The 22610-nt window shown below is 32.3% G+C and carries 22 protein-coding genes; all 22 read left to right on the top strand.

Annotation, left to right across the window (positions count from 1 at the left end; genetic code table 11):
* Positions 1–13 precede the first annotated feature (13 nt).
* The 22 genes from AC3WSK_RS09270 to AC3WSK_RS09165 all read left to right on the top strand — a co-directional run bounded on the left by AC3WSK_RS09270 (position 14) and on the right by AC3WSK_RS09165 (position 22609).
* The gene (locus AC3WSK_RS09270; protein ID WP_492411798.1) at positions 14–1147 is read left to right on the top strand and encodes a glycosyltransferase; all 1134 of its coding nucleotides are present in this window, start codon (positions 14–16) and stop codon (positions 1145–1147) included.
* Positions 1148–1157: 10 nt separating this feature from the next.
* On the top strand, positions 1158–2390 hold the full coding sequence (locus tag AC3WSK_RS09265) for a glycosyltransferase (RefSeq protein ID WP_492411796.1): 1233 nt from the start codon (positions 1158–1160) through the stop codon (positions 2388–2390).
* Entirely contained in the window at positions 2387–3700 is a 1314-nt protein-coding gene (locus tag AC3WSK_RS09260; protein ID WP_427481768.1) for a nucleotide sugar dehydrogenase, read from the top strand. Before AC3WSK_RS09265 ends, AC3WSK_RS09260 begins: the two co-directional genes overlap by 4 nt.
* Before the next feature lie 12 nt (positions 3701–3712).
* Positions 3713–4789: a Gfo/Idh/MocA family protein gene (locus tag AC3WSK_RS09255; RefSeq protein WP_427481770.1), complete on the top strand. Its 1077-nt coding sequence runs from the start codon at positions 3713–3715 to the stop codon at positions 4787–4789.
* Between the two features lie 8 nt (positions 4790–4797).
* Positions 4798–5346, top strand: a complete 549-nt coding sequence (locus AC3WSK_RS09250) for an acyltransferase (protein WP_492535017.1) — start codon at positions 4798–4800, stop codon at positions 5344–5346.
* Positions 5347–5355: 9 nt separating this feature from the next.
* Positions 5356–6477, top strand: coding sequence for a DegT/DnrJ/EryC1/StrS family aminotransferase (locus AC3WSK_RS09245; protein WP_427481774.1), 1122 nt, complete (start codon positions 5356–5358; stop codon positions 6475–6477).
* Positions 6478–6494: 17 nt separating this feature from the next.
* Entirely contained in the window at positions 6495–7469 is a 975-nt protein-coding gene (locus AC3WSK_RS09240; RefSeq protein ID WP_427481775.1) for an NAD-dependent epimerase/dehydratase family protein, read from the top strand.
* Positions 7466–8578, top strand: a complete 1113-nt coding sequence (locus AC3WSK_RS09235) for a DegT/DnrJ/EryC1/StrS family aminotransferase (protein WP_492411792.1) — start codon at positions 7466–7468, stop codon at positions 8576–8578. Before AC3WSK_RS09240 ends, AC3WSK_RS09235 begins: the two co-directional genes overlap by 4 nt.
* A 2-nt stretch (positions 8579–8580) precedes the next feature.
* Positions 8581–9648 carry a GNAT family N-acetyltransferase gene (locus AC3WSK_RS09230; protein WP_492411790.1) on the top strand — a complete coding sequence of 356 codons (1068 nt, stop codon included), beginning with the start codon at positions 8581–8583 and terminating at the stop codon, positions 9646–9648.
* A complete protein-coding gene (locus AC3WSK_RS09225) occupies positions 9645–10382 on the top strand; it encodes a methionyl-tRNA formyltransferase (RefSeq protein WP_492411788.1) in 738 nt (245 codons plus the stop codon). Before AC3WSK_RS09230 ends, AC3WSK_RS09225 begins: the two co-directional genes overlap by 4 nt.
* Positions 10383–10443: 61 nt before the next feature.
* Entirely contained in the window at positions 10444–11496 is a 1053-nt protein-coding gene (locus AC3WSK_RS09220; protein WP_492411786.1) for a DegT/DnrJ/EryC1/StrS family aminotransferase, read from the top strand.
* 18 nt (positions 11497–11514) lie between these two features.
* Positions 11515–12528 (top strand): glycosyltransferase family protein, encoded by a 1014-nt coding sequence (locus AC3WSK_RS09215; RefSeq protein WP_492411784.1) that lies wholly within the window; start codon positions 11515–11517, stop codon positions 12526–12528.
* Positions 12529–12555: 27 nt separating this feature from the next.
* A complete protein-coding gene (gene asnB / locus AC3WSK_RS09210; RefSeq protein ID WP_492411782.1) occupies positions 12556–14424 on the top strand; it encodes an asparagine synthase (glutamine-hydrolyzing) in 1869 nt (622 codons plus the stop codon).
* Positions 14425–14961: 537 nt separating this feature from the next.
* Entirely contained in the window at positions 14962–15498 is a 537-nt protein-coding gene (gene pseH / locus AC3WSK_RS09205; protein WP_492411780.1) for a UDP-4-amino-4,6-dideoxy-N-acetyl-beta-L-altrosamine N-acetyltransferase, read from the top strand.
* A gap of 19 nt (positions 15499–15517) precedes the next feature.
* Entirely contained in the window at positions 15518–15742 is a 225-nt protein-coding gene (locus tag AC3WSK_RS09200) for an acyl carrier protein (RefSeq protein ID WP_427481789.1), read from the top strand.
* 1 nt (position 15743) lies between these two features.
* The gene (locus AC3WSK_RS09195; RefSeq protein WP_492411778.1) at positions 15744–16985 is read left to right on the top strand and encodes an AMP-binding protein; all 1242 of its coding nucleotides are present in this window, start codon (positions 15744–15746) and stop codon (positions 16983–16985) included.
* Entirely contained in the window at positions 16982–17707 is a 726-nt protein-coding gene (locus tag AC3WSK_RS09190; RefSeq protein WP_427481792.1) for an SDR family NAD(P)-dependent oxidoreductase, read from the top strand. Before AC3WSK_RS09195 ends, AC3WSK_RS09190 begins: the two co-directional genes overlap by 4 nt.
* Before the next feature lie 36 nt (positions 17708–17743).
* The gene (locus tag AC3WSK_RS09185; protein ID WP_492411775.1) at positions 17744–18466 is read left to right on the top strand and encodes a cytidylyltransferase domain-containing protein; all 723 of its coding nucleotides are present in this window, start codon (positions 17744–17746) and stop codon (positions 18464–18466) included.
* Positions 18467–19423, top strand: coding sequence for a UDP-2,4-diacetamido-2,4,6-trideoxy-beta-L-altropyranose hydrolase (gene pseG, locus AC3WSK_RS09180; RefSeq protein WP_492411773.1), 957 nt, complete (start codon positions 18467–18469; stop codon positions 19421–19423).
* Positions 19420–20466 (top strand): pseudaminic acid synthase, encoded by a 1047-nt coding sequence (gene pseI, locus AC3WSK_RS09175; RefSeq protein ID WP_492411771.1) that lies wholly within the window; start codon positions 19420–19422, stop codon positions 20464–20466. The genes pseG and pseI overlap by 4 nt, the downstream gene beginning before the upstream one ends.
* The gene (locus AC3WSK_RS09170) at positions 20463–21803 is read left to right on the top strand and encodes a DUF4910 domain-containing protein (protein WP_492411769.1); all 1341 of its coding nucleotides are present in this window, start codon (positions 20463–20465) and stop codon (positions 21801–21803) included. The genes pseI and AC3WSK_RS09170 overlap by 4 nt, the downstream gene beginning before the upstream one ends.
* The gene (locus AC3WSK_RS09165; RefSeq protein WP_427481800.1) at positions 21803–22609 is read left to right on the top strand and encodes a formyltransferase family protein; all 807 of its coding nucleotides are present in this window, start codon (positions 21803–21805) and stop codon (positions 22607–22609) included. Before AC3WSK_RS09170 ends, AC3WSK_RS09165 begins: the two co-directional genes overlap by 1 nt.
* Position 22610: the final 1 nt, after the last annotated feature.

Raw genomic sequence — 22610 nt, 5'->3', positions numbered from 1 at the left:
GTTGAGGTATGTGATGGAAGTATCTGTGATAATACCCGCATATAATGCTGAAGAGTATATTCAGGAAACAATAGAAAGTGTTCTTAACCAAACTAAAAAGTGTAAAGAGATTATTGTCATTGATGATGGAAGTGTTGATAAGACATTAGATATTGTTAGGAAATTACAGGTAGAAACAGAATGTATATACATGTATTCCCAAAAAAACTCAGGAGCTTCGACAGCGCGCAATTTTGGAGCAACAAAAGCTAAGACTGATTGGTTATTCTTTTTAGATGCAGATGACAAATGTGATTCAGAACTATTAGAAATATATGAAGCTAATATAAATAAAGAATTTTCAGCGATTTATTGTCAATTTCAGCAAATTGATTCACATGGTAAAAAACTGACAGGCTTAAATACAGGTCAAACATTAAATGGGGTAATAGGGTTCTTAGAGATGATTAAACGTAACCCGATTATTTCACCATCAGGTAGTTTGGTAAAGAGAAGTGATTTTTTAAAATTAAAGGGGTTTGATGAATCAATAAAATATGTAGAAGATGTGGACTTTTGGTTAAGGCTATTATTAAGTGGGAGGAATATAGAATATATAAACCAACCTTTAACTTATATTAGAAGACATGCAAATAATTTAACATCAAATATTGGGACAACAGATACTGGAGAAAAAACTTTATTAAAAAAATATAATTATCATTTTATTAAAGAGTCAATTGAAAAAAATGTAGCATCGAAAGAAAAAGTAAATTACCTTTTAGATTTTCAAATAAGATTTAATAGATGGAATGAAGCAAAAAAAAGCGCGGGGAATTTAAATAATGAAAATACGAGCATATCTGAGTTATTTTTAAAAGCTTTAGTAGAATTACATTTTAACAATTATTGTGAAGCAGAAGAATTATATAAAAATATTTTAAAAGTAAATCCTAAACATGGTGCTTCTTTAAATAATTTAGGCATAATTCAAGCGCAAAAAAACAACTATGAAATGGCGCAAAAATTATTTGAAACTGCATTAGAATATAATCCAGGGTATTTTGATGCAAAACAAAATTTGATGAAATTAAAAGAATTTAACTCCAAGCAAGAGTATAAGTTTACACTGAGGGAATTAAGAGAAAATTTGTTGCAATATAAATAAGGAGAACTTTATGAAAAATGTGCTTTTTTTAACATATTATTTCCCACCATATACAGATAGCGGTGTTTTTAGACCGTTGAAATTTGTTAAATATTTAAAGAAAAATAAAAATTGGAATCCAATTGTTGTTACTTTAAATCCAGATATTTATCCTGAAAGACCTAGAGATAATAGTTTGTTGAAAGATGTTCCAGAAGACTTAGAAATTCATTATGTTAATACGCTTGAACCAACAGCGAAATCAAATGAGGAATATTTAAAATGTTTTTATGAAGTGCAAACACCAGAAGCACCGGTGGGATCATTAATGCATTTTCTATTTAAATCATTAGAAATAATTAATTCTAAAAAGATAGATTTAATATTTGTAACAATTCCACCATATACGTTAGGAATTGTGGGTACGTTGTTAAAACAAATTACTCAAATCCCTCTAATAGTAGACTATAGAGATGGATGGACAAGGAAAAATGAAAATAATAAGTTTAGAACATTAGAAGGAAGAATGATAAATGAATTATTTGAAAAGAAAGTAATTGAAAATGCTGATAGTTTAGTAACTGTGAATAATGAGTTAAAGAGCATGCTTTTGCAAATGGGAGCAGGTTTAGAAAACATACATGTTATAGAGAATGGTTTTGATTACGATGACTATAACTGTAAAGAGGTAGAACCATATTATGAATCTGCAAAAACTTTAGTATGGTGTGGGAAAATATATCCTGCATATTACAGCTACTTTGAAAAAATTATAAATGCTTTAAAAGAAATAAATAAAGATGAAATAAAACTTAAATTTTTAATTTTCGGTGATGGAATAACAGAAAAATTCAAGTTATTATTTGAATTTGATTTTATAGAATATGGTGGATATATAAATTATCTAGAAGCAATTCGAATGAATCATGCTGCTACTATTAATTTACTTATTAACAACCTTGAAGTTGGGGGAACTAGTAAACTATATAATTTAGTGGCTGCAAAACGTCCAATTTTCTCGATAGTAAACGATGAAAATAATTTTGTGAAAGAGTTTTTAAAACCTTATAAAGATTCTATTGTAGTGAACCATAGTTCTTCAATTCATGAAATACTTGGGGGTTTTTCGAAGTTATTGAAGAATGAAAAAAATGGTGTTAAAGAAGAATATTTAATTTCTTATGATAAATATTCTAGAGAATTTCAGACAAAACAACTGGAAAATGTATTCAATAGTATAAATTTAGTAGGAGACACTTTATGAAAGAATTAATGTTAAAAAAGATAAAATCTCGAGATTTTAAAATAGCAGTTATAGGTTTGGGATATGTTGGACTACCTTTGGCAGTTGAAAAAGCAAAGGCAGGATTTAGAACAATTGGTTTCGATATTTTACAAGATAGAGTTGATATGGTAAATCAAGGTGTTAATTATATTGGAGATGTTGTTGATGAGGATTTAAAGCAGCTTGTTGAAAATAAAATGCTTACAGCAACAAATGATTTTACCTGTATTAAAGACGTGGATTTTATAGCAATCTGTGTTCCAACTCCTTTAAATTCTCACCAAGAGCCAGACATCAGTTATGTAGTAAATTCTGCAAAATCAATAGCCAAGCATTTAAAACCTGAAACTATTGTTGTCTTAGAATCAACAACATATCCTGGTACAACAGAAGAAGTATTAAAACCTATTCTAGAAGAAGGTTCCGACCTTATCTGCGGAAAAGATTTTTATTTAGGTTTTTCTCCAGAACGAGTTGACCCTGGTAATTTAATATATAAAACAAAAAATACACCGAAAGTTGTAGGAGCAGTGGGAGAAGAAGCTGCTGAAGTAATTGCGACTGTATATAAAACGGTTTTAGAAAGTGATGTACATATTGTTTCAAGTCCGGCAGTAGGAGAAATGGAGAAAGTTTTAGAAAATATTTATCGAAATGTCAATATTGCTGTAGTTAATGAGCTAGCGATGTTATGTGAAAAAATGAATATAGATATTTGGGAAGTAATTGATGCAGCTAAAACAAAGCCTTATGGTTTTCAAGCTTTTTATCCTGGTCCAGGTGTCGGAGGGCATTGTATTCCACTAGATCCTTATTATCTTTCATGGAAAGCTAAAGAATATAATTTTCATACAACATTAATAGAAGCTTCAATGACAATAAACCATAAAATGCCAGAATACTGTGTAGAGCGTATGAGTAAAATACTAAATAAATTTAAAAAACCACTTGCAGACTCAAAGATCTTGTTATTAGGTGTCGCTTACAAGGGGGATATATCGGATTATCGTGAAAGCCCTGCATTAAAAGTGGTCGAAGAACTTGAAAAGCATGGTTCGATAGTGAATTATTTCGACCCATATGTTGAATCTTTTAATTTGAATAGTGTAGAACATAAATCTGTACAAGAATTATCTATAGAATTATTACAGTGTCAGGATCTTGTAATTATTACTACAGCACATTCAAACATAGATTATAACTTTGTTCAAGAAAATTCCAAGTTTATTTTTGACACAAAAAATGCAATGAAACATGTATTAAACCGTAAAAATATTGAACTAATGTAAGGGGATAGTTAAATGAAATATGCAATAATTGGCTGTGGAAGAATTTCTCCAAATCATATTGCTGCAGCATTAAAAAACGAAATTGATATTGTAGCAATTTGTGATTTGATTGAGTCAAAGATGGACGAGACAATTGAGAAATTTAACCTTTCAAATGCGAAAAAGTATACAAATTATGAACAGATGTTAATTGAACAAACCCCACAATTAGTAGCAATATGTACAGAAAGTGGTTCTCATGGTCAAATTGCAATGAAATGTCTTGACTACAATTGCCATTTAATTATTGAAAAGCCAATTGCACTTTCATTAAAAGAAGCTGATTTAATAATTGAAAAAGCACAAGAAAAAAATTTGAAAGTCAGTGCATGTCATCAAAATAGATTTAATAAATCTATACAAAAGACTCGCGAAGCTATGGAACAGGGTAGGTTTGGAAAACTTTTACATGGCGCTGCGCATATTCGTTGGAATCGTGGTGAAGATTATTATAAGCAAGCACCTTGGCGTGGAACATGGGAGCATGATGGTGGTGCGCTTATGAATCAATGTATACATAATATCGATTTACTTCGATGGATGATGGGAGATGAAATAGTCGAGGTTGTAGGTATGACAGATACTTTAATGCATGGCTATATTGAGGCAGAAGATTTGGGTTTAGCTCTTATCCGATTTAAAAATGGTAGCTACGGTATTATTGAGGGAACAACGAATATATATCCTAATAACTTAGAAGAGACTCTTTATATATTTGGTGAAAAGGGAACAGTTAAGGTTGGTGGAAAGTCTGTTAATTTAATAGAGGAGTGGAATTTTTCGGATGAAATTGATAATCCGGAAAATATAAAAGAAAACTATAAAGAAAATCCACCCAATATTTATGGTTTTGGCCATTACTTGTTATATACAGATGTTATAGAAGCAATTGAGCAAGATAGACAGCCATATGTAACAGCTAAAGATGGAAGAAATGCATTAGAGCTTGTATTGGCAATTTATAAATCATCTAATTCTAAACAAACTATAAAGTTGCCTTTGATAAATTATTCAACTTTAGATTGTGCAGAAGGTGAGGTAACAAGGTGAATTATTCAGTGCATGAAAGTTCATATATTGATAATGATGTTACTATAGGTGAAGGGACAAAAATTTGGCATTTTTCACATATTCAATCGTATTCGAATATTGGGGAAAAATGCGTTATTGGTCAAAATGTAAATATTGCTTGTAATGTACAGATAGGAAATGGAGTAAAAATTCAAAATAATGTTTCTGTCTACGAAGGTGTAACGTTGGAAGATAATGTTTTTTGTGGTCCGTCAGTCGTGTTTACTAATGATTTAAATCCAAGAAGTAAATATCCAAAAGGTTCATCAAAATATGTGAAAACGTTAGTAAAAGAAGGTGCTTCTTTGGGAGCAAATTCGACAATTGTATGTGGTATTACAATTGGAAAGAATGCAATGATCGCAGCTGGAGCTGTTGTTACAAAAGATGTCCCAAACTATGCATTAATGGTTGGATTACCAGCAAAACAAAAAGGTTGGATTTGTGAATGTGGTACTCAATTAGACTCTTCACTGGTGTGTACTAATTGCAATAGAAAATATAGCATAAAAGAAGAAGATTTAGTTGAAATCTAAGGTGATTATATGACAATAGAATTTCGAGATTTAAAAAGGCAATATCAAACTTATAAAAGTGAAATAGATCAAGCAATTGCTGATGTATTAAAAAGTGGTACTTTTGTTGGGGGAGAGCCGGTAAAAGTATTAGAAAAAGAACTGGCTGATTATGTTGGTGTGAAGCATTGTATTACATGTGCTAATGGTACAGACGCATTAACACTTGTTTTACTGGCTTGGGGAATTGGTGAAGGAGATGCAGTGTTTGTACCTGATTTCACCTTTTTTGCAACAGCAGAAGTAGTGGCTTATGCAAAAGCGACACCAATTTTTATAGAAGTAGATGAAAGAACATTTAATATGGACCCACAAAAATTAGAAAAAGCTATTAAGGAAGTAATTTCAGAAGGGAAATTAAATCCTAAAGTGATTATTCCCGTAGATTTATTTGGTTTGCCTGCAAATTATCCTGAGATTGAGCAAATTGGGTTGAAATATGAATTACTTGTTTTAGAGGATGGAGCACAAGGATTTGGTGGACATATTAATGGAAAGCGTGCATGTAGTTTTGGACATGCCGCCACTACGTCATTTTTCCCTGCTAAGCCATTAGGATGCTACGGAGATGGTGGGGCTATATTCACAAATGATGATGAGTTGGCAGAGTTATTAAATTCTTTAAAGGTACATGGTAAAGGGAAAGATAAATATGATAATGTCCGTATTGGGATGAATTCTAGACTTGATACCATTCAAGCTGCTATTTTACGAGTAAAATTAAAAGCGTTTATAGAACACGAAGTGGAAGATGTAAATAAAATTGCTTCTATATATAATAGAGAATTAAATGGAATTGTTGAAACTCCATATATTCCTGAAGGTTATTATTCAAGTTATGCACAATATACAGTTAAATTGCACAATAAAGAAGAGCGAGAAAAGCTACAAGACTTTTTGAAAGCCCTAGAAATACCTACAATGGTTTATTATTCAAAAAAAATAAGTGAACAAACAGTGTTTATTAACAAAATGAAAGAGTATGAAACAGATAACTTAACTGATAGAGTTTTGTCATTACCAATGCATCCATATTTAAAAGATGAAAATCTACATGAAATATTAAAAAATATACAGCTGATGCTGAAATAGAAAGTTGGCAAGTATTCATGAAAGAATTATTAAAAAAAATTAAGGGTAAACGGATTTTTATCACTGGTGGTGCAGGTTTTATAGGTTCAACTTTAGCAAAAGTGTTGCTACAGGACAATAAAGTAGTTATTTATGATTCTTTTGCAAGAAATGCTATTAAAAATACAGAATTACTAGATCACCCCAATTTAACATTAATAGAAGGGGATATACTTGATTTAGAATTCTTAACACAAAGCATCCAGGGCTCTGAATATGTAATCCACTGTGCTGGAATTGCTGGAATAGATACAGTAGTGAAAAATCCAGTGAAAACAATGCAAGTGAATATGATTGGTTCAGCTAATCTGTTAGAAGCCGCAAATACATTAGAAAATTGTAAAAGAGTCGTTTGTTTTAGTACAAGTGAAGTATTCGGTCAAGTTGCTTTTAAATCAGAAGAAATTACACCTACAGTCTTAGGTGCAGTCGGTGAAGCAAGATGGACTTATGCAGTTAGTAAATTAGCTGAGGAACATATGGCGTATGCATACTATAAACAATATGGATTACCTACAGTAACTGTAAGACCATTTAACGTTTATGGACCTAACCAAGTGGGTGAGGGAGCCTTAAAAGCCTTTATTGAGAATGCTTTACAGAATAAAGATATTCAAATACATGGAGATGGAAGCCAAATTAGAGCATGGTGCTATGTAGATGATATGGTTGAAGGTGTGATTCGAACATTAGTATATGATAGTGCTATTGGAGAATCATTTAACATTGGAAATGCCAAAGCAGTAACTACTATTTATGGATTAGCTAGTACGATTGTCCGTGTTTTAAATTCAAAATCTGAAATTAAATTTGTTCCAAAGACTTCCGCTGATATTGAATTACGTATTCCGAAGGTTGATAAGGCAAGGGAATTATTAGGATTTGAAGCAAAAGTCGATTTAGAACATGGGATAACTAATACTGCTAAATTTTTCGAAGGTGTTTTAGTATGATCAAATTAACTCGACCAAATATACCTAAGGAAGCAATGCAAGAAGTTTGTAAAGTTTTAGAATCAGGTATGTTAGTACAAGGTGAAAAAGTTCTAGAGTTTGAAACAGAATTAAAAAAATACATTAATGTGGATTATGTATCTGCTGTTTCAAGTGGAACAGCTGCATTACATTTGGCATTAGAGGCATTAGAGATTGGGCAAGGGGATGCGGTTCTTGTACCTGATTTTACGTTTGTAGCGACTGCAAATGTAGTTGAAATTCAAAAGGCAAGAACTGTATTAGTTGATGTTGATCCATCTTCCTATAATATGTGTCCTGATAAATTAGAGGAAACAATTTCTAATTATAATTATAAAGAACAGCTAAAAGCAATTATTGTTGTACATGAGTTTGGTGCTCCAGCAGATATGACTAGAATTATGGCTATTGCAAAAAAATACAATCTCTATGTTATAGAGGACGCGGCGTGTGCTTTAGGAGCGTATCATAATGAGCAACATGTAGGAACTTTTGGTGATATAGGTTGCTTTTCATTTCATCCAAGAAAATCAATTACTACTGGTGAAGGTGGAGCATTAATTACTAATAAAGAAAAGATAGCTAGGAAAGTAGAGTTATTGAGAAACCATGGTCTAAAACGTGATGAAAATGGATTAATTGACGTTGTTATTCCTGGATATAACTATCGAATGACTGATTTCCAAGCGGTTTTGGGGATAGCTCAATTACAAAATTTTGAAGAGAATTTGAAGCGAAGAAAACAGAATGTTGAAAAATATTATGAATACTTAAAAGAAATAAATGAAATTTCTTTACCTTTAAAAATAGATGGACATTCATGGCAAAGCTTTATGATTGTTTTAAATGGCTCTATCAACAGAGAAGAAGTTATTTATAAATTGAAAGAATATGAAATTCAGTCAGGTGCTGGGGCTCAAGCTATATCAAATTTATTACATTATAAACAACGGTATGGGGTTCAGAAACTTAATATTTCAACAAGGTTGTATAATTATGGACTAGTTTTACCTCTAGACTCACAATTAAACTTCAATGAGATTCACTATATCTTTAATAAATTTAAAACTATAGTAAGAGGTTTATAGTAATGAATATTATTAGGATAAGTTCAAGTAGTGAACTCGAAGAATGGTATTATAACATTAATGATTTTTTTATAGCAAAAGAGAAAGTGATCCCCCAAAATAATCCTTTTTGGGGAAGAATTTTAAATAAATTAAATAAGTATCAATATGAAGTGTTAATAGCCTATGAAAATGGGGAAATATTGGATTACATTTCTTATGCTATTTATAAAGGAGAATACGGAAATGTTATGATTTCCAATCCGTTAATTGGGTATGGGGGATTTGTAGGTGAGGATGAAAATGTGTGGGATGCTATTATAAAAGAATTAAGTCTTGTTGCTAAGCGAAATTCATGTGTAACTATGACTATTTCTACTCCTCCTTACCAAGAAAATTTGATTAAGCAATATTTAAAAAGTTTTAATCCAGATTATGTATTTGAAAATTTTTATCAATATTCAACTTTAAATGAAAACCATCTTTTAAATCAATTGGATAAAAAGAAAAGAGACAAAATAAAGAACTCAATTAATAAAGCGTCCAGAGACGGTAGATTAGATGTTAGAATTCTTACAAACTTAGATGATTGGAATTTGTGGATTGAAATTTATAAAGATAGATATAAAGAAATTGGTGCTTTAGAATACCCAACGGAATTCTTTTTAAATATTTTTAATTTCTCCAGTAGGAATAATTTTAAAGATGCTAAGCTTTATGGGCTATTTGAGGATAATTTTCTAATAGGTGGAATTTTGGTTATTTATTCTGCTTTTAGTGCTGATTATTTTTCTTCGGCATTTATTTCCTCTAAGAGTTATTTAAATGGAACTACTTTTACTTTAAATTATATATTTAATGAATTAAATGAAAAAAAAATAGCGAAATTTAATTGGCAATCAAGTCCTGGGAAGTTTGGAGTTTATAATTATAAGAAAAGTTGGGGAGCTATAGAGGGAAAACATATTTATTTAGTAAAAGTTACAGGTGATTTGGATGATTTAATTAGCACTCCTTTAAAATTAATTAAAGAAGAGTATAAAGGAATGTATATTTTACCTTATGATTTATGGAAGGAGTATACAAATTGAAGATTGGATTCCTTGTGGGTAATGACAGAGAAAAATGTTTATATAGGTGCTTAGGGGCCGGAATAAAGGTTGAATTTGTTATAGCAAATCAATTGCATAATAGTAGGTTGGATTCTTGGAAACGAGCTTGTGAATTATTAGACATTCCACTCTTTATTATTGAAACAAATCAGTTAGAAAGTATTATAAATGAATTAGCTCCACATGTAATTATCTCAATAGGTTATCCTAAACTTATAGATCAGTCGATTTTATCATTAGTTGACACTGCATTAAATGTTCATCCAACATTATTACCTAAATATAAGGGCGCGCATTCAGGATGGTATATTTTAGCTAATGGTGAAACGGAGAGTGGAGTAACTATTCATGAATTAGATGAAACACTTGATGGAGGGGATATTGTTATGCAAGAAAAATTTGAAATAGGCCCTTTTGACAATATATTATCTCTTTATGAAAAAAGCAGAGAGTTAGAATCGAGGATGTTAGTTAAGGTACTTCAAAAAATTATTAAAGGTGAGCGATTAGTTAAAAGAAAACAAGATAAAATTGAGGAAACTATATATATAAGATTAAGGACACCGGAAGATTCAGAAGTTGATCCGAAGCAGTCTTTGATGGACCTTATAAATCCAATTCGAGCATGTCATCCAGAATTGTATCCCGCATTTTTTAAATATAAAGGTAAGAAAGTTTTTGTTAAATTATGGGTAAGGAATGAAGATGATTAAGGTCATAATTTAAAATTATTTAATAACAAGTTAATTAAAGTACAGATTGAAGGGATACATATTGAATAAATTGATACTTCATTCGAAACCTCTTTATGAAGAGGATGACTATAAAAGATTGAATGCATGTTTGGATTGCTTTTATACAGCAAGTGGCGGGCATAATTCAGAAGAATTAAAGAATGTACTTATGCAGTACTATTCAACAAAAGAAGTAGAATTAACGTCTTCAGGGGCAACAGCAATGTTATTAGCTCTAATTATAATTGGTTTGAAACCTAATGATAATGTGTTATTACCTACATACGTATGTAAAGAGGTATTTGAATCTGTTAAATTTTTGAATTTAAATCCTATCTTAGCAGATATAGATGTCAATAATTATACGTTGTCTTATGAAAAGGTTGAAAAAATTATAAAAAAATATAAGATAGATGCTATTATTTTCCCCCATTTATTTGGTATTAGTGGAGATATAAAATCTTTAAAAAAATTGGAGATTCCTATAATTGAAGATATTTCTCAAGGTTTAGGGGCAACCATTGATTCGCAACCAGTAGGGAGCTATGGAGATATATCAATTATGTCTTTTAAATCCATAAAAATGCTAGGAGGTAGTGAAGGTGGAGCAGTTCTCATTAATAATAAAAAATATTTAGATACTTATAAAAGATATATGATGGGAGAAAATGTTTATTATTCTCTGTTTAACTTTCCAATGTCTGAAATAGCAGCCAGTTTATCGTTAAGTCAGTTTTTAAAATTGTCCAAATTTCTAAATAGAAGAATGGAAATATCTAATATCTATAATAATGAATTTTTATATTTGAAGAACGCTACTATTATAAAACCTAAAAATAATGATGCTAATTATAGATATCTATTGAAACTAAAAAATCTTAATATTGAGTATGTTAAAGCTAGATTTGAAGAAGAAGGAATTTTAATAAGAAAACCTGTAGATGCATTATTACATCAAATTTATAATGTTTCAGGTGATTTTTTGAATGCAGAGAATATATTTGATTCTGTAATTTCTATTCCTATATATCCAGCATTAAAAGATTATGAAATTGAAAAAATAATATCTATTACAAAAACTATTTTAAATTAAGTTTAGAAAGGGATTTTTATGAGAATTCTGCATACTCCTATTGAAATAGCTGGACAGTTAGGTTTAACCGTTGAAGGTTTAAGAAGAATAGACTTAAAAGCGGATAGTTTAGTATATAAACATCCCTTTGGATATCAAAATGATTTTTACTTTGAATTTTTTGAAAGTCAAGAAAAAAGAAGACAAAGTAGAAGAGATAAATTGAACTTTATAAATGAAAATTATGATGTTATTCATTATAGTTATGGTATGCCTATCCTTCATGACTATGAAGATGTTGAATTTTTTCTTAATGAAAAGAAAAGGGTATTTGTTGAGTTTTGGGGAAGTGAAGTTAGAATACCTTTAATTGAAAGTAAGAAGAATAAATACTACATAAATAGTTATAAAGAAAATGAACATGAAAATATTGAAAGAATGAAAAGATGGTCAGAATTTACTAATGGAGTAGCAATTTTTAGTGATCACACTTTTAATGATTTTTTGGCACCATATTTTGATAAAATTCATATTATTGGACAAAGAGTTGATACGGATTTTCTGCAACCTGTTTATCCAAATCTTGAGGAAAAAAAAGAACTGATAATAGCTCATGCCCCTAGTCAACAAGCATTTAAAGGTACAAAATATGTGCTTAAAGCAATTGAAAATTTGAAGTGTAAGGGCTATAAATTTAAGTTTATTCTAATAGAAAATAAATCACATAATGAGGCAATTGAATTATATAAAAAAGCAGATATAATTATTGATCAATTATGTGGTGGGGCACACGGAGTATTTACTTGTGAGGCTATGGCTCTAGGTAAACCAGTAATTTGTTATATTTTAGATGAACATTTAGAGGGCTATCCAAAAGGATTCCCGATTATTAATGCAAATCCAGATAATATTGAGAACGTCCTAAAATATTGGATAGAAACTTCACCTGAAGAAAGATATGAACTTGGTACGCGTAGTAGAAAATATGCTGAAGAAGTACATGATATTAAAGTTGTAGCAAGAAAGTTGGAAAAGATTTATTCTAAAAACTAATTTTAATTTTGAAGGGATTAATATCTTATGTGTGGTATTTCTGCTCTATATTCTAAAAACAAAATAAATAGTGATATTATTGAAGCAATGACAGATGTTATTGCTCATCGAGGACCTGATGGAAAAGGTTATGAGAATTTTCTTAATGGCTCATTATGGTTTGGACATAGGCGACTATCTATTATAGAGTTAAGCAGTTTAGGTCATCAACCAATGAGTTATCATAATAAAGAATATTGGATAACTTTTAATGGTGAAATATATAATTACATAGAAATCAGAGAAGAATTATTAGATAAAGGTTATAAATTTTCGACACATTCAGATACCGAGGTTATTCTAGCTGCATATTGTGAATGGGGAGAGGAATGTCTACATCGATTTAATGGGATGTGGGCATTTGTTATCTACGATGTAAAGAGAAATAGAATATTTGCTAGTAGAGATCGATTTGGTGTAAAGCCATTATATTATTGGTTTTCTGAAGATGGAATGTTAGGATTTGCATCTGAGATAAAACAATTTACTGTATTACCAGGATGGAAGTCCTTAATTAATGGTTCCCGTACATATGATTATTTGTATTGGGGACTATTCAATCATACGAATGAAACTATGTTTAAAAATGTTTATCAATTAAAGGGTGGACATTTTTTAATATTAGATTTAAATAATGAGAGCATGGATAAAGAGAATTTAGAAATCAAAAAATGGTATTATCCTCCTGAAGAGAATTTTAAAGGAACGTATGAAGAGGCAAAAGCAAAGATAAAGGATTTGTTTATTGAATCAATTCAATTACGATTGAGAGCTGATGTTGAAGCAGCTTTTTTACTTTCAGGTGGAATAGATTCGTCTTCTATTGTGTGTGCAGCAGATAAGCATCTGTTAAAAGAAAAATTTCAAACTTATTCTGCTTGTGCCCATGAAAAAAAATATGATGAAAGTGAATACATTCAATTTGTATTGAATGAAACAAAGGCGAAGCCAAATTATACGTTTCCAACGTTAAAGAATTTATTAGAGTCAATGGATAGTCTAATATGGCATCAAGATGAGCCTTTTGGATCGACTAGTATTTATGCTAGCTGGGAAGTTTTCGAAATGGTTAGTAAGGAAAATAAAGTAGTTCTTGATGGACAAGGTGCAGATGAATTGTTAGCAGGTTATGGAACGTATTTTGGAGCACATTTAGTTGGACTTATTAAAGATGGCAATTTAGATAAATTATTAAGCGAAGTTGATGCATTGAACAATATTCATAATGTAAGCAGAGACTTAGTCGTAAAAAAGTTTAATGAAATTATTAATCCTCAACTTACTGAAAACGTGGAAATTTATTACCCGTCTCCTGTATGGTTGGATTTAGAAAAACTAGGTGTTAAACATAAAGATCCGTATCTTCAGTTGGGTGGAAAAGTTATTACTGTAAATGAACTGTCATATGCACAATTATTTAGTACTAATTTACCTGAATTGTTACAGTATGCAGATCGTAACTCTATGGCCCATTCAGTGGAATCTAGGTTTCCTTTTTTAGATTATCGTTTAGTTGAATTTATTCTAAGTTTACCTGCTTCATTTAAAATTAATAATGGTATTACAAAAGCAGTTTTTAGAGATGCAATGTACGATATTTTACCGGAGCAGATACGAAATCGAAACGATAAAATGGGATTTGTTACTCCTGAGGAGATTTGGTTTAAAAAAGAGTCAAAAGAAGAAGTAATAGAGATTGTTAAGAAAGCTGTTGAAATATCTCACGGTATTTTAAACGAAGATATAATTTTAGAAGTCCAAAAAATATTAGATGGTGAAAAGCCTTTTAACTTTTTAGTTTGGAGAATTATTTGTTTTAAAATTTGGGTGGAGACATTTTCATGTGAATTAGATTAAGTTTTTAGCACAAGCGCTCTTGAAAAACAGTCGAAAAGGTTTGCGCCTAGTTTTGGGGACGAAGGGGAAAAATTAGGCGGATTATTCGGCAAATTCAGCTTGTGCGAGAGCCAATAATTTTGTCCATCATGCAGGCATATAAGGCATCTTTTCAAGCGTTGGGATATTTGCCTTCAAGTGAGTCTTGTGGGCGTAAGAAATTGAAATAAGCCTCAAAATCATCGACGATTAACTTGCGATATTCTTTATTTATAGGCTGTTCCGGATGTGCTTCAACAGCTCGATCAAGAGAAATAATTAATAATTGAGTAATAATTAGTTTTTGGTACTTGATTATTTGGAATAAACACACTAATAATTGGAGGTATAAAGCTTGTCACTTCCTTTTTATTAGTTGGTGTTGTGTCGTAACTACATCAAACACCAAATTAAGAGGGGTGGCTTGCTTTTTTTATGCAGACGCATGGAACTCAAAGTTTTATTAGCGATTTATTATATATTTTTTGACAATACGTCAGATATTAAAGGAGGTTCTAAATGATTCGTTTTATTAAACTTAGAGAAGAACATCTTGAGCAAGTATTGGAGTGGCGGACTAAGGAAGATGTTACTCAATTTATGAATACAGATATTGATAAAGATATGGAGAAACAAAAAGAGTGGTTTAGAAAAATCTCAAATTCTACAACAGATTTTTATTGGGTAATTGAAATAAAAGAAAAACCTGTAGGGGTGATTTCTTTAAATAATATAGATTATGTGAATAAAAGAACAAGTTGGGGCTTTTATATCGGTGAGGAAAAATATCGATTATACGGTGGTATTATTCCACCATATTTTTATAATTACATATTTTCGAAATTTGACTTCCATAAAATCACTGCAGAAGTGATGGAAGGAAATGATAATGTCCTTAAGTTGAATTTATTTCATGGCTATCGACTGGTAGGAATGTATAAAGATCATATTTTAAAGAATGGTTCATACAGGGATTTGAATTTATTAGAGCTATTAAAAGAAGATTGGCTACAATTAAATAAATATCAGAAATATATAGGCGAATTTGAAGAGTAAAACGAATGGAGAATGAGCAATGGACCAATTATTATTAATCATTAATGAAATGCGAGAAGAAGATGGGCGTGCGCCACTTGAGACTTTAGAGGACTCAATGGATTTACGAGAGGATCTTGTATTAGATTCTTTAATGTTAGCAGAATTAACAGTTCGAATTGAAAGCGAGTTTAGTGTGGATATTTTTGAAGACGGCATCGTTCAAACAGTTGGTGAAATTATAGCTAAAATTGAAGGTAAATAATATGGATAAGATTTTTTTAGTATATAATGACACCGTTTATACATATGACCAATTGTTAATGGACTTGAACAGTAAGGACGCAGGATATTCATACTTATATGTGAAAGACAACCATCCGTATGAGGTTTTTTTAGGGATTATCCATAGCTTGATTTTTGATTATCCACTCGAAATATTAGACGGGGATTTTTCGAAGCAAGAGATTAGTGAACTAGGTGTCGATACAAATCTATTAACAACAAAAGTACTGAAACATGAGCGTCTTCAATTTCGAAATATGGATGAAGTGATGCGGAGAATCTACAAAATAGAGCAATGGATGCTAACTCTCTATACATCTGGTACAACAGGACGTCCTAAAAAGATGGGCCATACTTTCGATACACTGACAAGAAATGTAAAGGTGCATGCAAAGTTCGAACACTGTGTTTGGGCATTTGCATATAACCCTACACATATGGCTGGTATACAAGTTTTTTTTCAGGCATTTCTTAATCAAAATCCATTAATTTATATGTTTGGTAAGTCTATGAGTAATATAAAAATATTGATGGAAACGTATCAAATTACACATATTTCAGCAACGGCAACATTTTATCGTAATATCCTTCCATATCTACAAGGAACAACATATCCAATAATGGAAAGAGTTACATTTGGTGGGGAAAAATTTGATTTGCTTTTAGAAGAGAAAATCAAGAATGCTTTTCCTAATTCAAAAATAACAAATGTATATGCATCTACAGAGGCTGGGAGCTTGTTTGCGGCAAAAGGTGATGTTTTTGAAATTAGCCCAGAATATAAGCAATTGGTAAAAATCACTGCACAGAGGGAATTATGTATACATCGTACTTTACTTGGAAAGACACACTCATTAGAAAATGAATGGTTTCAAACGGGCGATTTTGTTGAAACCATTGATGAAACACATTTTAAATTTCAATCGCGCCAATCGGATATGATCAATGTAGGGGGCTACAAAGTAAATCCAATAGAGGTTGAAAATCTACTTATGCAAGTACCAGGCATCATAGATGTTGTAGTGAAGTCGAAAAAAAATAGTGTAACGGGAGAAATGCTTGTTGCAGATGTAATTAAGTACGAGGAATTGGATGAAAAAGAGTTAAAAAAAGAAATAAAGCAATTTGCTACAACTCATTTACAAGCATGGAAAGTACCGCGCATTATTAAGTTCGTGGATGAGCTACTGATTACACGAACTGGAAAGAAGGTTAGAAAATGAAATGGATTATTGTAACAGGTGATTCAAGAGGTGTCGGAAGAGAGATTGTTCAACAAATCCTATCTGAAACAGATTTTGGTGTAATCGGTATTAGTCGTTCAAGCGAAGAAGCAGCAGATGAACTGTTAGCAAAATACCCAAATCGTTTCAAAGCACTTTCTTATGATTTAACAGATGTAGATGGAATTAAGCAGTTGTACATGGATAAGATTCGTAAAATAGGACCAATTCATGGGCTTGTTAATAATTCAGCAATGGCTTATGACGACATTGTTTCTAATTTAAATGTGCAACAATTGCAGCAAATGTTCCAAGTGAACGTATTTTCAGCTATGCATCTATCAAAATATGCAATCAGAGATATGTTATTGCATAAAACACAGGGTTCAATCGTGCATATTTCTTCAATCAGTGCTCATACAGGATATAAAGGTTTGAGCATGTACGCAGCATCAAAGGGAGCAATAGAGGCATTTTCAAAAAATACGGCTAGAGAATGGGGAAGCAAAGGAATTCGTTCTAATTGTGTTGTACCAGGTTTTATGGAAACATCAATGAGTTCGACATTGACAGACGATCAAAAGGCACGTATTTATCAAAGAACCTCTTTAAAAAAGGAAACGGATGTTTCGAGTGTAGCAAGTACCGTACTATTTTTACTCTCAGATCAAGCTAAGTCTATTACGGGAACAGTAGTGCATGTCGATAATGGAACGATTTAGGTAGAAGATTTCTATGTGAACTTAGGATGTGATTTTTTGAAAACAATTGTTATTATTCAAGCTAGAATAGGTTCTACTCGACTTAGAGGAAAGATATTAAAACCTGTAGGAGATTCGAATGTACTGATGTATGTTACAAGGCGCTGTTCACAAATAAAAGGTGTGCAAGAAGTAATTGTTGCAACGACTTCAATGCCTCAAGATGATGCGATTGCAACTTGGTGTTTAGAAAATAATATTCGGTGCTTCCGAGGTTCAGAAAATGACGTCCTATTCCGCTTTGTAGATTGTGCAAAGGAGTACGAGCCAGACTATGTTATGCGTGTAACGTCTGATTGTCCATTTGTTGATTATGAAATGGCGAGTGAAATCGTTGAATTAATGACAAACGAGAAGAAGGATATTGTTCTTATTGATGGAGAACAGCCACGCGGACTTGCAGTAGAACTAATTTCTTACCAGGCACTATTACATATTAATGTAGCAGGTAAGGAAGAAAGGCATCGCGAGCATGTAACGTACTATGCCTATGAATTTGAAAATGAATTTGAGGCGGTGATCTATAAAGCACCTACCAATCGTAATGCGCCACACTTAAGGATTACATTAGACACAGAAGAAGATTATGCACTTATTTATAATGTAGCAAAGCATTTCAACAATCCGCTTGTATCGAGTGTAGATGTCATACAATACTTAAATGATCATCCCGAAGTAGCTAATTTGAATGCCCATATTGAGCAAAAGCCGGTGATATAAGTGAAAGTCATAATTCGAGCAGATGCTTCAATTGAAATTGGTAGCGGTCACGTGATGCGTTGCCTAACTGTTGCTAAGAAATTCCGTGAAGCAGGCTGTCATGTGGCATTTTGGATGGAGCCTTTACCCGGAAATATAATAGATTTTGTGGCACAAGAAGGCTTTGACAATTTGAAACAAGCAGATTACGCGGATCTTTATATTATTGATCATTATTCGATCGGTAAAGAATGGGAACAAGCAATCCGAAAGTATGCAAAACAAATTTTTGTGATAGATGATTTGGCTCGTTCACATGAATGTGATGTACTGTTGGATCAAAATATTATACCAAATTATGCAACACGCTATGACGGGCTTGTACCTGAGCATTGTATAAAGTTATTAGGACCGCAGTATTTAATTGTAAGAGATGAATTTATTAAAGTACGGCAACAGCAAAGGGAACGCGGGGATATAGTGAAGCGTTTACTTGTCTTTATGGGAGGAAGCGATCCAACAAATGAAACAATGAAAGTATTACAGGCTCTTGATTATTTTATTTTTGAGCATGTCGATATCGTTGTTGGTAATGGCAATCCGTCAAAAGTACAAATCGAATCTATCTGTAACAAGCGAGGGTATCATTCTCATTGTCAAATTGACTATATGGCAATACTCATGCAACAAGCTGATTTTGCCATTGGTACTGGAGGAGCAACGATGTGGGAACGATGCTATGTTGGGCTCCCTTCAAGTGCAACGATTGTAGCAGATAATCAACGAGAAACAACTGAGTACGCAGAGAAGCTTAGTATTGTGAACAATTTAGGTTGGCATGAGGAAGTAACCGAAGATACATATAAGTATTTGCTAAGTAGCCTTACAGTTAATGAAATGGGGGCTAAGGGGCTTGCATTAACTGCAAACAAGCAACCAAATGCTTGGATGTACAAAATAATGGAGTTGATGAAATGATAAAAATAGGGCATAAAGAGATTGGTCGCCATACAAAACCGTTTATTATTGCAGAAATGTCAGGCAATCATAACCAATCATTGGAACGTGCATTACACTTAGTTGAACTTGCCGCTGAGGCGGGGGTTGATGCATTAAAGTTACAAACGTACACTCCGGATACGATTACACTAGATGTACATACAGGAGAGTTTTTTATTCAGGATAATATCAATATCTGGAAAGGTAACTCTTTGTACAATTTATATAAAGAGGCATATACACCGTGGGAATGGCATCAAGAGATTTTTAATAAGGCGAAAGAGTTAGGATTACTCGCTTTCAGCTCTCCATTTGACGAAACAGCAGTAGACTTTCTAGAAACTCTTGATGTACCTGCTTATAAAATTGCATCCTTTGAAAATGTGGATATTCCATTAATTCGAAAAGTTGCTCGCACTGGTAAACCAATTATTATTTCGACTGGTATGGCCACTGCAGCAGAGCTTGATGAAGCAGTTCGAGCTGCCAGAGCAGAAGGGAATCATCAAATTGTATTATTAAAATGTACAAGTACATACCCTGCTACACCAACAAACTCTAATTTAGCTACCATACCTCATATGCGTGATCTATTTGGTACTGAGGTTGGTTTATCAGATCATACGATGGGTGTTGGCGTATCGGTCGCTGCAGTAACGCTTGGAGCAACTGTTATTGAAAAACATTTCACTACCTCTCGTGCTGATGGAGGAGTTGATTCTGCATTTTCAATGGAGCCACAGGAGTTAAAAATGCTTGTAGAGGAAACTGAACGAGCGTGGCAAAGCTTAGGGCAAATTCAATATGGTCCAACAGAAGCTGAAAAGGACTCAACTAAATTCCGACGTTCATTATATATAGGGGAAGACTTAAAAGCAGGTGACTTTTTAACAGAAGAGAATCTTCGAAATGTTCGACCAGGTTTGGGTCTACCGACTAAATACTATAAATTAGTACTTGGAAAGACTATTAAGCAAGATGTGAAGAAGGGAACACCTTTAAGTTGGGAGTTATTACTGTGAATGAATTAAAAGAAATGGACGAATTGTTTGATCGACTTTTTCCAATAATGCGTAGTATTACAGGAGAGGGTGTTCGAGAAACAATTCGTATCCTACAAGAATATATTCCACTTGAAATGGAAGGAATTCCAACAGGTACAGAAGTATTTGATTGGGAAATTCCAAAAGAGTGGGTTATCCGTGAAGCTTGGATTAAGGATGAGCATGATGAGACAATCATTGATATAAAGGATTTAAATTTACATGTTATAAATTATAGTGAACCTATAGATATGTGGCTTTCTTTAGAGGATTTAAAGAAACATGTTCATACCCTTCCCCACTTACCAGAAGCCGTGCCCTATGCTATTTCCTATTATAAGGATCGTTGGGGTTTTTGTATGAGCCAAAATCAGGTAGATGCTCTTCCAGATGGACAGTACCATGTGTATATTGATAGTGAAAAAATTGATGGTGAGCTAAACTTTGCTCAAGCTGTTTTACCGGGAAAATCAAAAAAAGAAGTATTAATTAGTACATATATTTGTCATCCTTCCATGGCAAATAACGAACTAAGTGGACCAATTGTTGCAACCTTTCTATATAATCGCCTTAAACAATGGGAAAATAGAGAGTTAACTTATCGATTTGTTTTTTTACCTGAAACAATAGGATCTATTGCATATTTATCAAAATACGGACAACATTTAAAGGAAAATATGTATTCCGGAGCAGTATTAACATGTTTGGGTGGAAAAGAGCATCCGCTTAGTTACAAGAAATCTCGTAATATTAATGCACCACTTAATAATTTGGTAACCTACTTAAATGAAAGTGGACAACATAGTTATTCAATACGTCCATTTACACCATTGTTTGGTTCAGATGAACGTCAATATTGTTCACCTGGTTTTAATTTGCCAGTAGGGCAGTTCTCTAAAATGATATATGGAACGTACCAAGGCTATCATAATTCTTTAGATACAAAAGAGCATATGACAATAGAAGCTTTATTAAATAGTGTCAATGAAATTGAACATATTTTACAGCTACAAGAATTAGATGGTTATTATATTAATAAAAAACCATTTAGTGAACCAAAACTAGGGAAGTATGATCTTTACCCTGATATAAACGCTCCTGGGACATGGGGTAGTTCTAATAGCAAAAAAATAGATAATCGACAACAATTAAATCAAGTATTAACACTTTTAAGTTATTCTGATGGGAAACATAGATTATCCGATGTTGCCAAAACTTTAAACTATTCACTAGAGGATTATAAAATTTCAATTGATGTCTTAAAAGAACATCAATTACTTGAAGGTCCATTTTATGAGGAGAGGGAGTTATTTTAGTGAGAGTATTATTACTAACAGGATCTCATCCGAGACATTTATTTGTAGTGAATAAACTAGCAGAATTAGGTATAGTAGCTGCTCATGTTATGGAAGTTCGAGAAGCGTTTGTCCCTCAACCACCAGCTAATCTAGAAGAAATCGATCGCTTGAATTTTATGCGACATTTTGCAGATAGAGATGAAGCCGAACAGCGCCATTTTGTAGGACATGAAAAAGTACAACTTGAGATTCCAACTTTAAATGTGTCTTTAGCACAATTAAATAGTGAGGAAACAATTAAGTGGGTTGCTTCACAATCATTTGATATAGCTATTAGTTATGGGGTACATAAGTTATCTGACGAGTTGTTAGATGTTTTACCAGAGCATGCATGGAATATTCATGGTGGACTATCACCTTGGTATAAAGGAAACACTACACTATTTTGGCCATTCTTTATGTTACGACCAAATTGGGCAGGTATGACAGTACACCGATTATCAGCGCGTTTAGATGGAGGAGATATTGTCCATCAATCAGTTCCAAATTTAGATTATGGAGATGAGCTTCATGATGTTGCTTGTAAGGCGGTCGTTCAAGTTGCTAAGGATTTGTCTACAATTTTAACTACAACACCTCTTGACCAAGTAGAATATCATCCGCAAAAAGGAAACGGTAAACTTTGGGTAGGTAATGATTGGATGCCACAGCATCTTCGTTTTGTTTACAATCAATATAACAATGATCTAGTAGACCAGTTTTTAGACGGCAAAATTCCAAGAACTGATCCTCCGATTATTTCTGCTTTGAGATTTGAGGAATAGA

This window comes from Lysinibacillus sp. EB271-A1-10B, assembly GCF_058791335.1.
Note: the sequence above shows the minus strand (reverse complement) of the source record. Positions and strands in the feature narration are given on the sequence as shown.

Excerpts from the sequence above, each read along its gene's own strand:
- AC3WSK_RS09270 (WP_492411798.1), top strand. The coding sequence starts at position 14 with ATGGAAGTATCTGTGATAATACCCGCATATAATGCTGAAGAGTATATT.
- AC3WSK_RS09265 (WP_492411796.1), top strand. The coding sequence starts at position 1,158 with ATGAAAAATGTGCTTTTTTTAACATATTATTTCCCACCATATACAGAT.
- AC3WSK_RS09260 (WP_427481768.1), top strand. The coding sequence starts at position 2,387 with ATGAAAGAATTAATGTTAAAAAAGATAAAATCTCGAGATTTTAAAATA.
- AC3WSK_RS09255 (WP_427481770.1), top strand. The coding sequence starts at position 3,713 with ATGAAATATGCAATAATTGGCTGTGGAAGAATTTCTCCAAATCATATT.
- AC3WSK_RS09245 (WP_427481774.1), top strand. The coding sequence starts at position 5,356 with ATGACAATAGAATTTCGAGATTTAAAAAGGCAATATCAAACTTATAAA.
- AC3WSK_RS09240 (WP_427481775.1), top strand. The coding sequence starts at position 6,495 with ATGAAAGAATTATTAAAAAAAATTAAGGGTAAACGGATTTTTATCACT.
- AC3WSK_RS09235 (WP_492411792.1), top strand. The coding sequence starts at position 7,466 with ATGATCAAATTAACTCGACCAAATATACCTAAGGAAGCAATGCAAGAA.
- AC3WSK_RS09230 (WP_492411790.1), top strand. The coding sequence starts at position 8,581 with ATGAATATTATTAGGATAAGTTCAAGTAGTGAACTCGAAGAATGGTAT.
- AC3WSK_RS09215 (WP_492411784.1), top strand. The coding sequence starts at position 11,515 with ATGAGAATTCTGCATACTCCTATTGAAATAGCTGGACAGTTAGGTTTA.
- asnB (WP_492411782.1), top strand. The coding sequence starts at position 12,556 with ATGTGTGGTATTTCTGCTCTATATTCTAAAAACAAAATAAATAGTGAT.
- pseH (WP_492411780.1), top strand. The coding sequence starts at position 14,962 with ATGATTCGTTTTATTAAACTTAGAGAAGAACATCTTGAGCAAGTATTG.
- AC3WSK_RS09200 (WP_427481789.1), top strand. The coding sequence starts at position 15,518 with ATGGACCAATTATTATTAATCATTAATGAAATGCGAGAAGAAGATGGG.
- AC3WSK_RS09195 (WP_492411778.1), top strand. The coding sequence starts at position 15,744 with ATGGATAAGATTTTTTTAGTATATAATGACACCGTTTATACATATGAC.
- AC3WSK_RS09190 (WP_427481792.1), top strand. The coding sequence starts at position 16,982 with ATGAAATGGATTATTGTAACAGGTGATTCAAGAGGTGTCGGAAGAGAG.
- pseI (WP_492411771.1), top strand. The coding sequence starts at position 19,420 with ATGATAAAAATAGGGCATAAAGAGATTGGTCGCCATACAAAACCGTTT.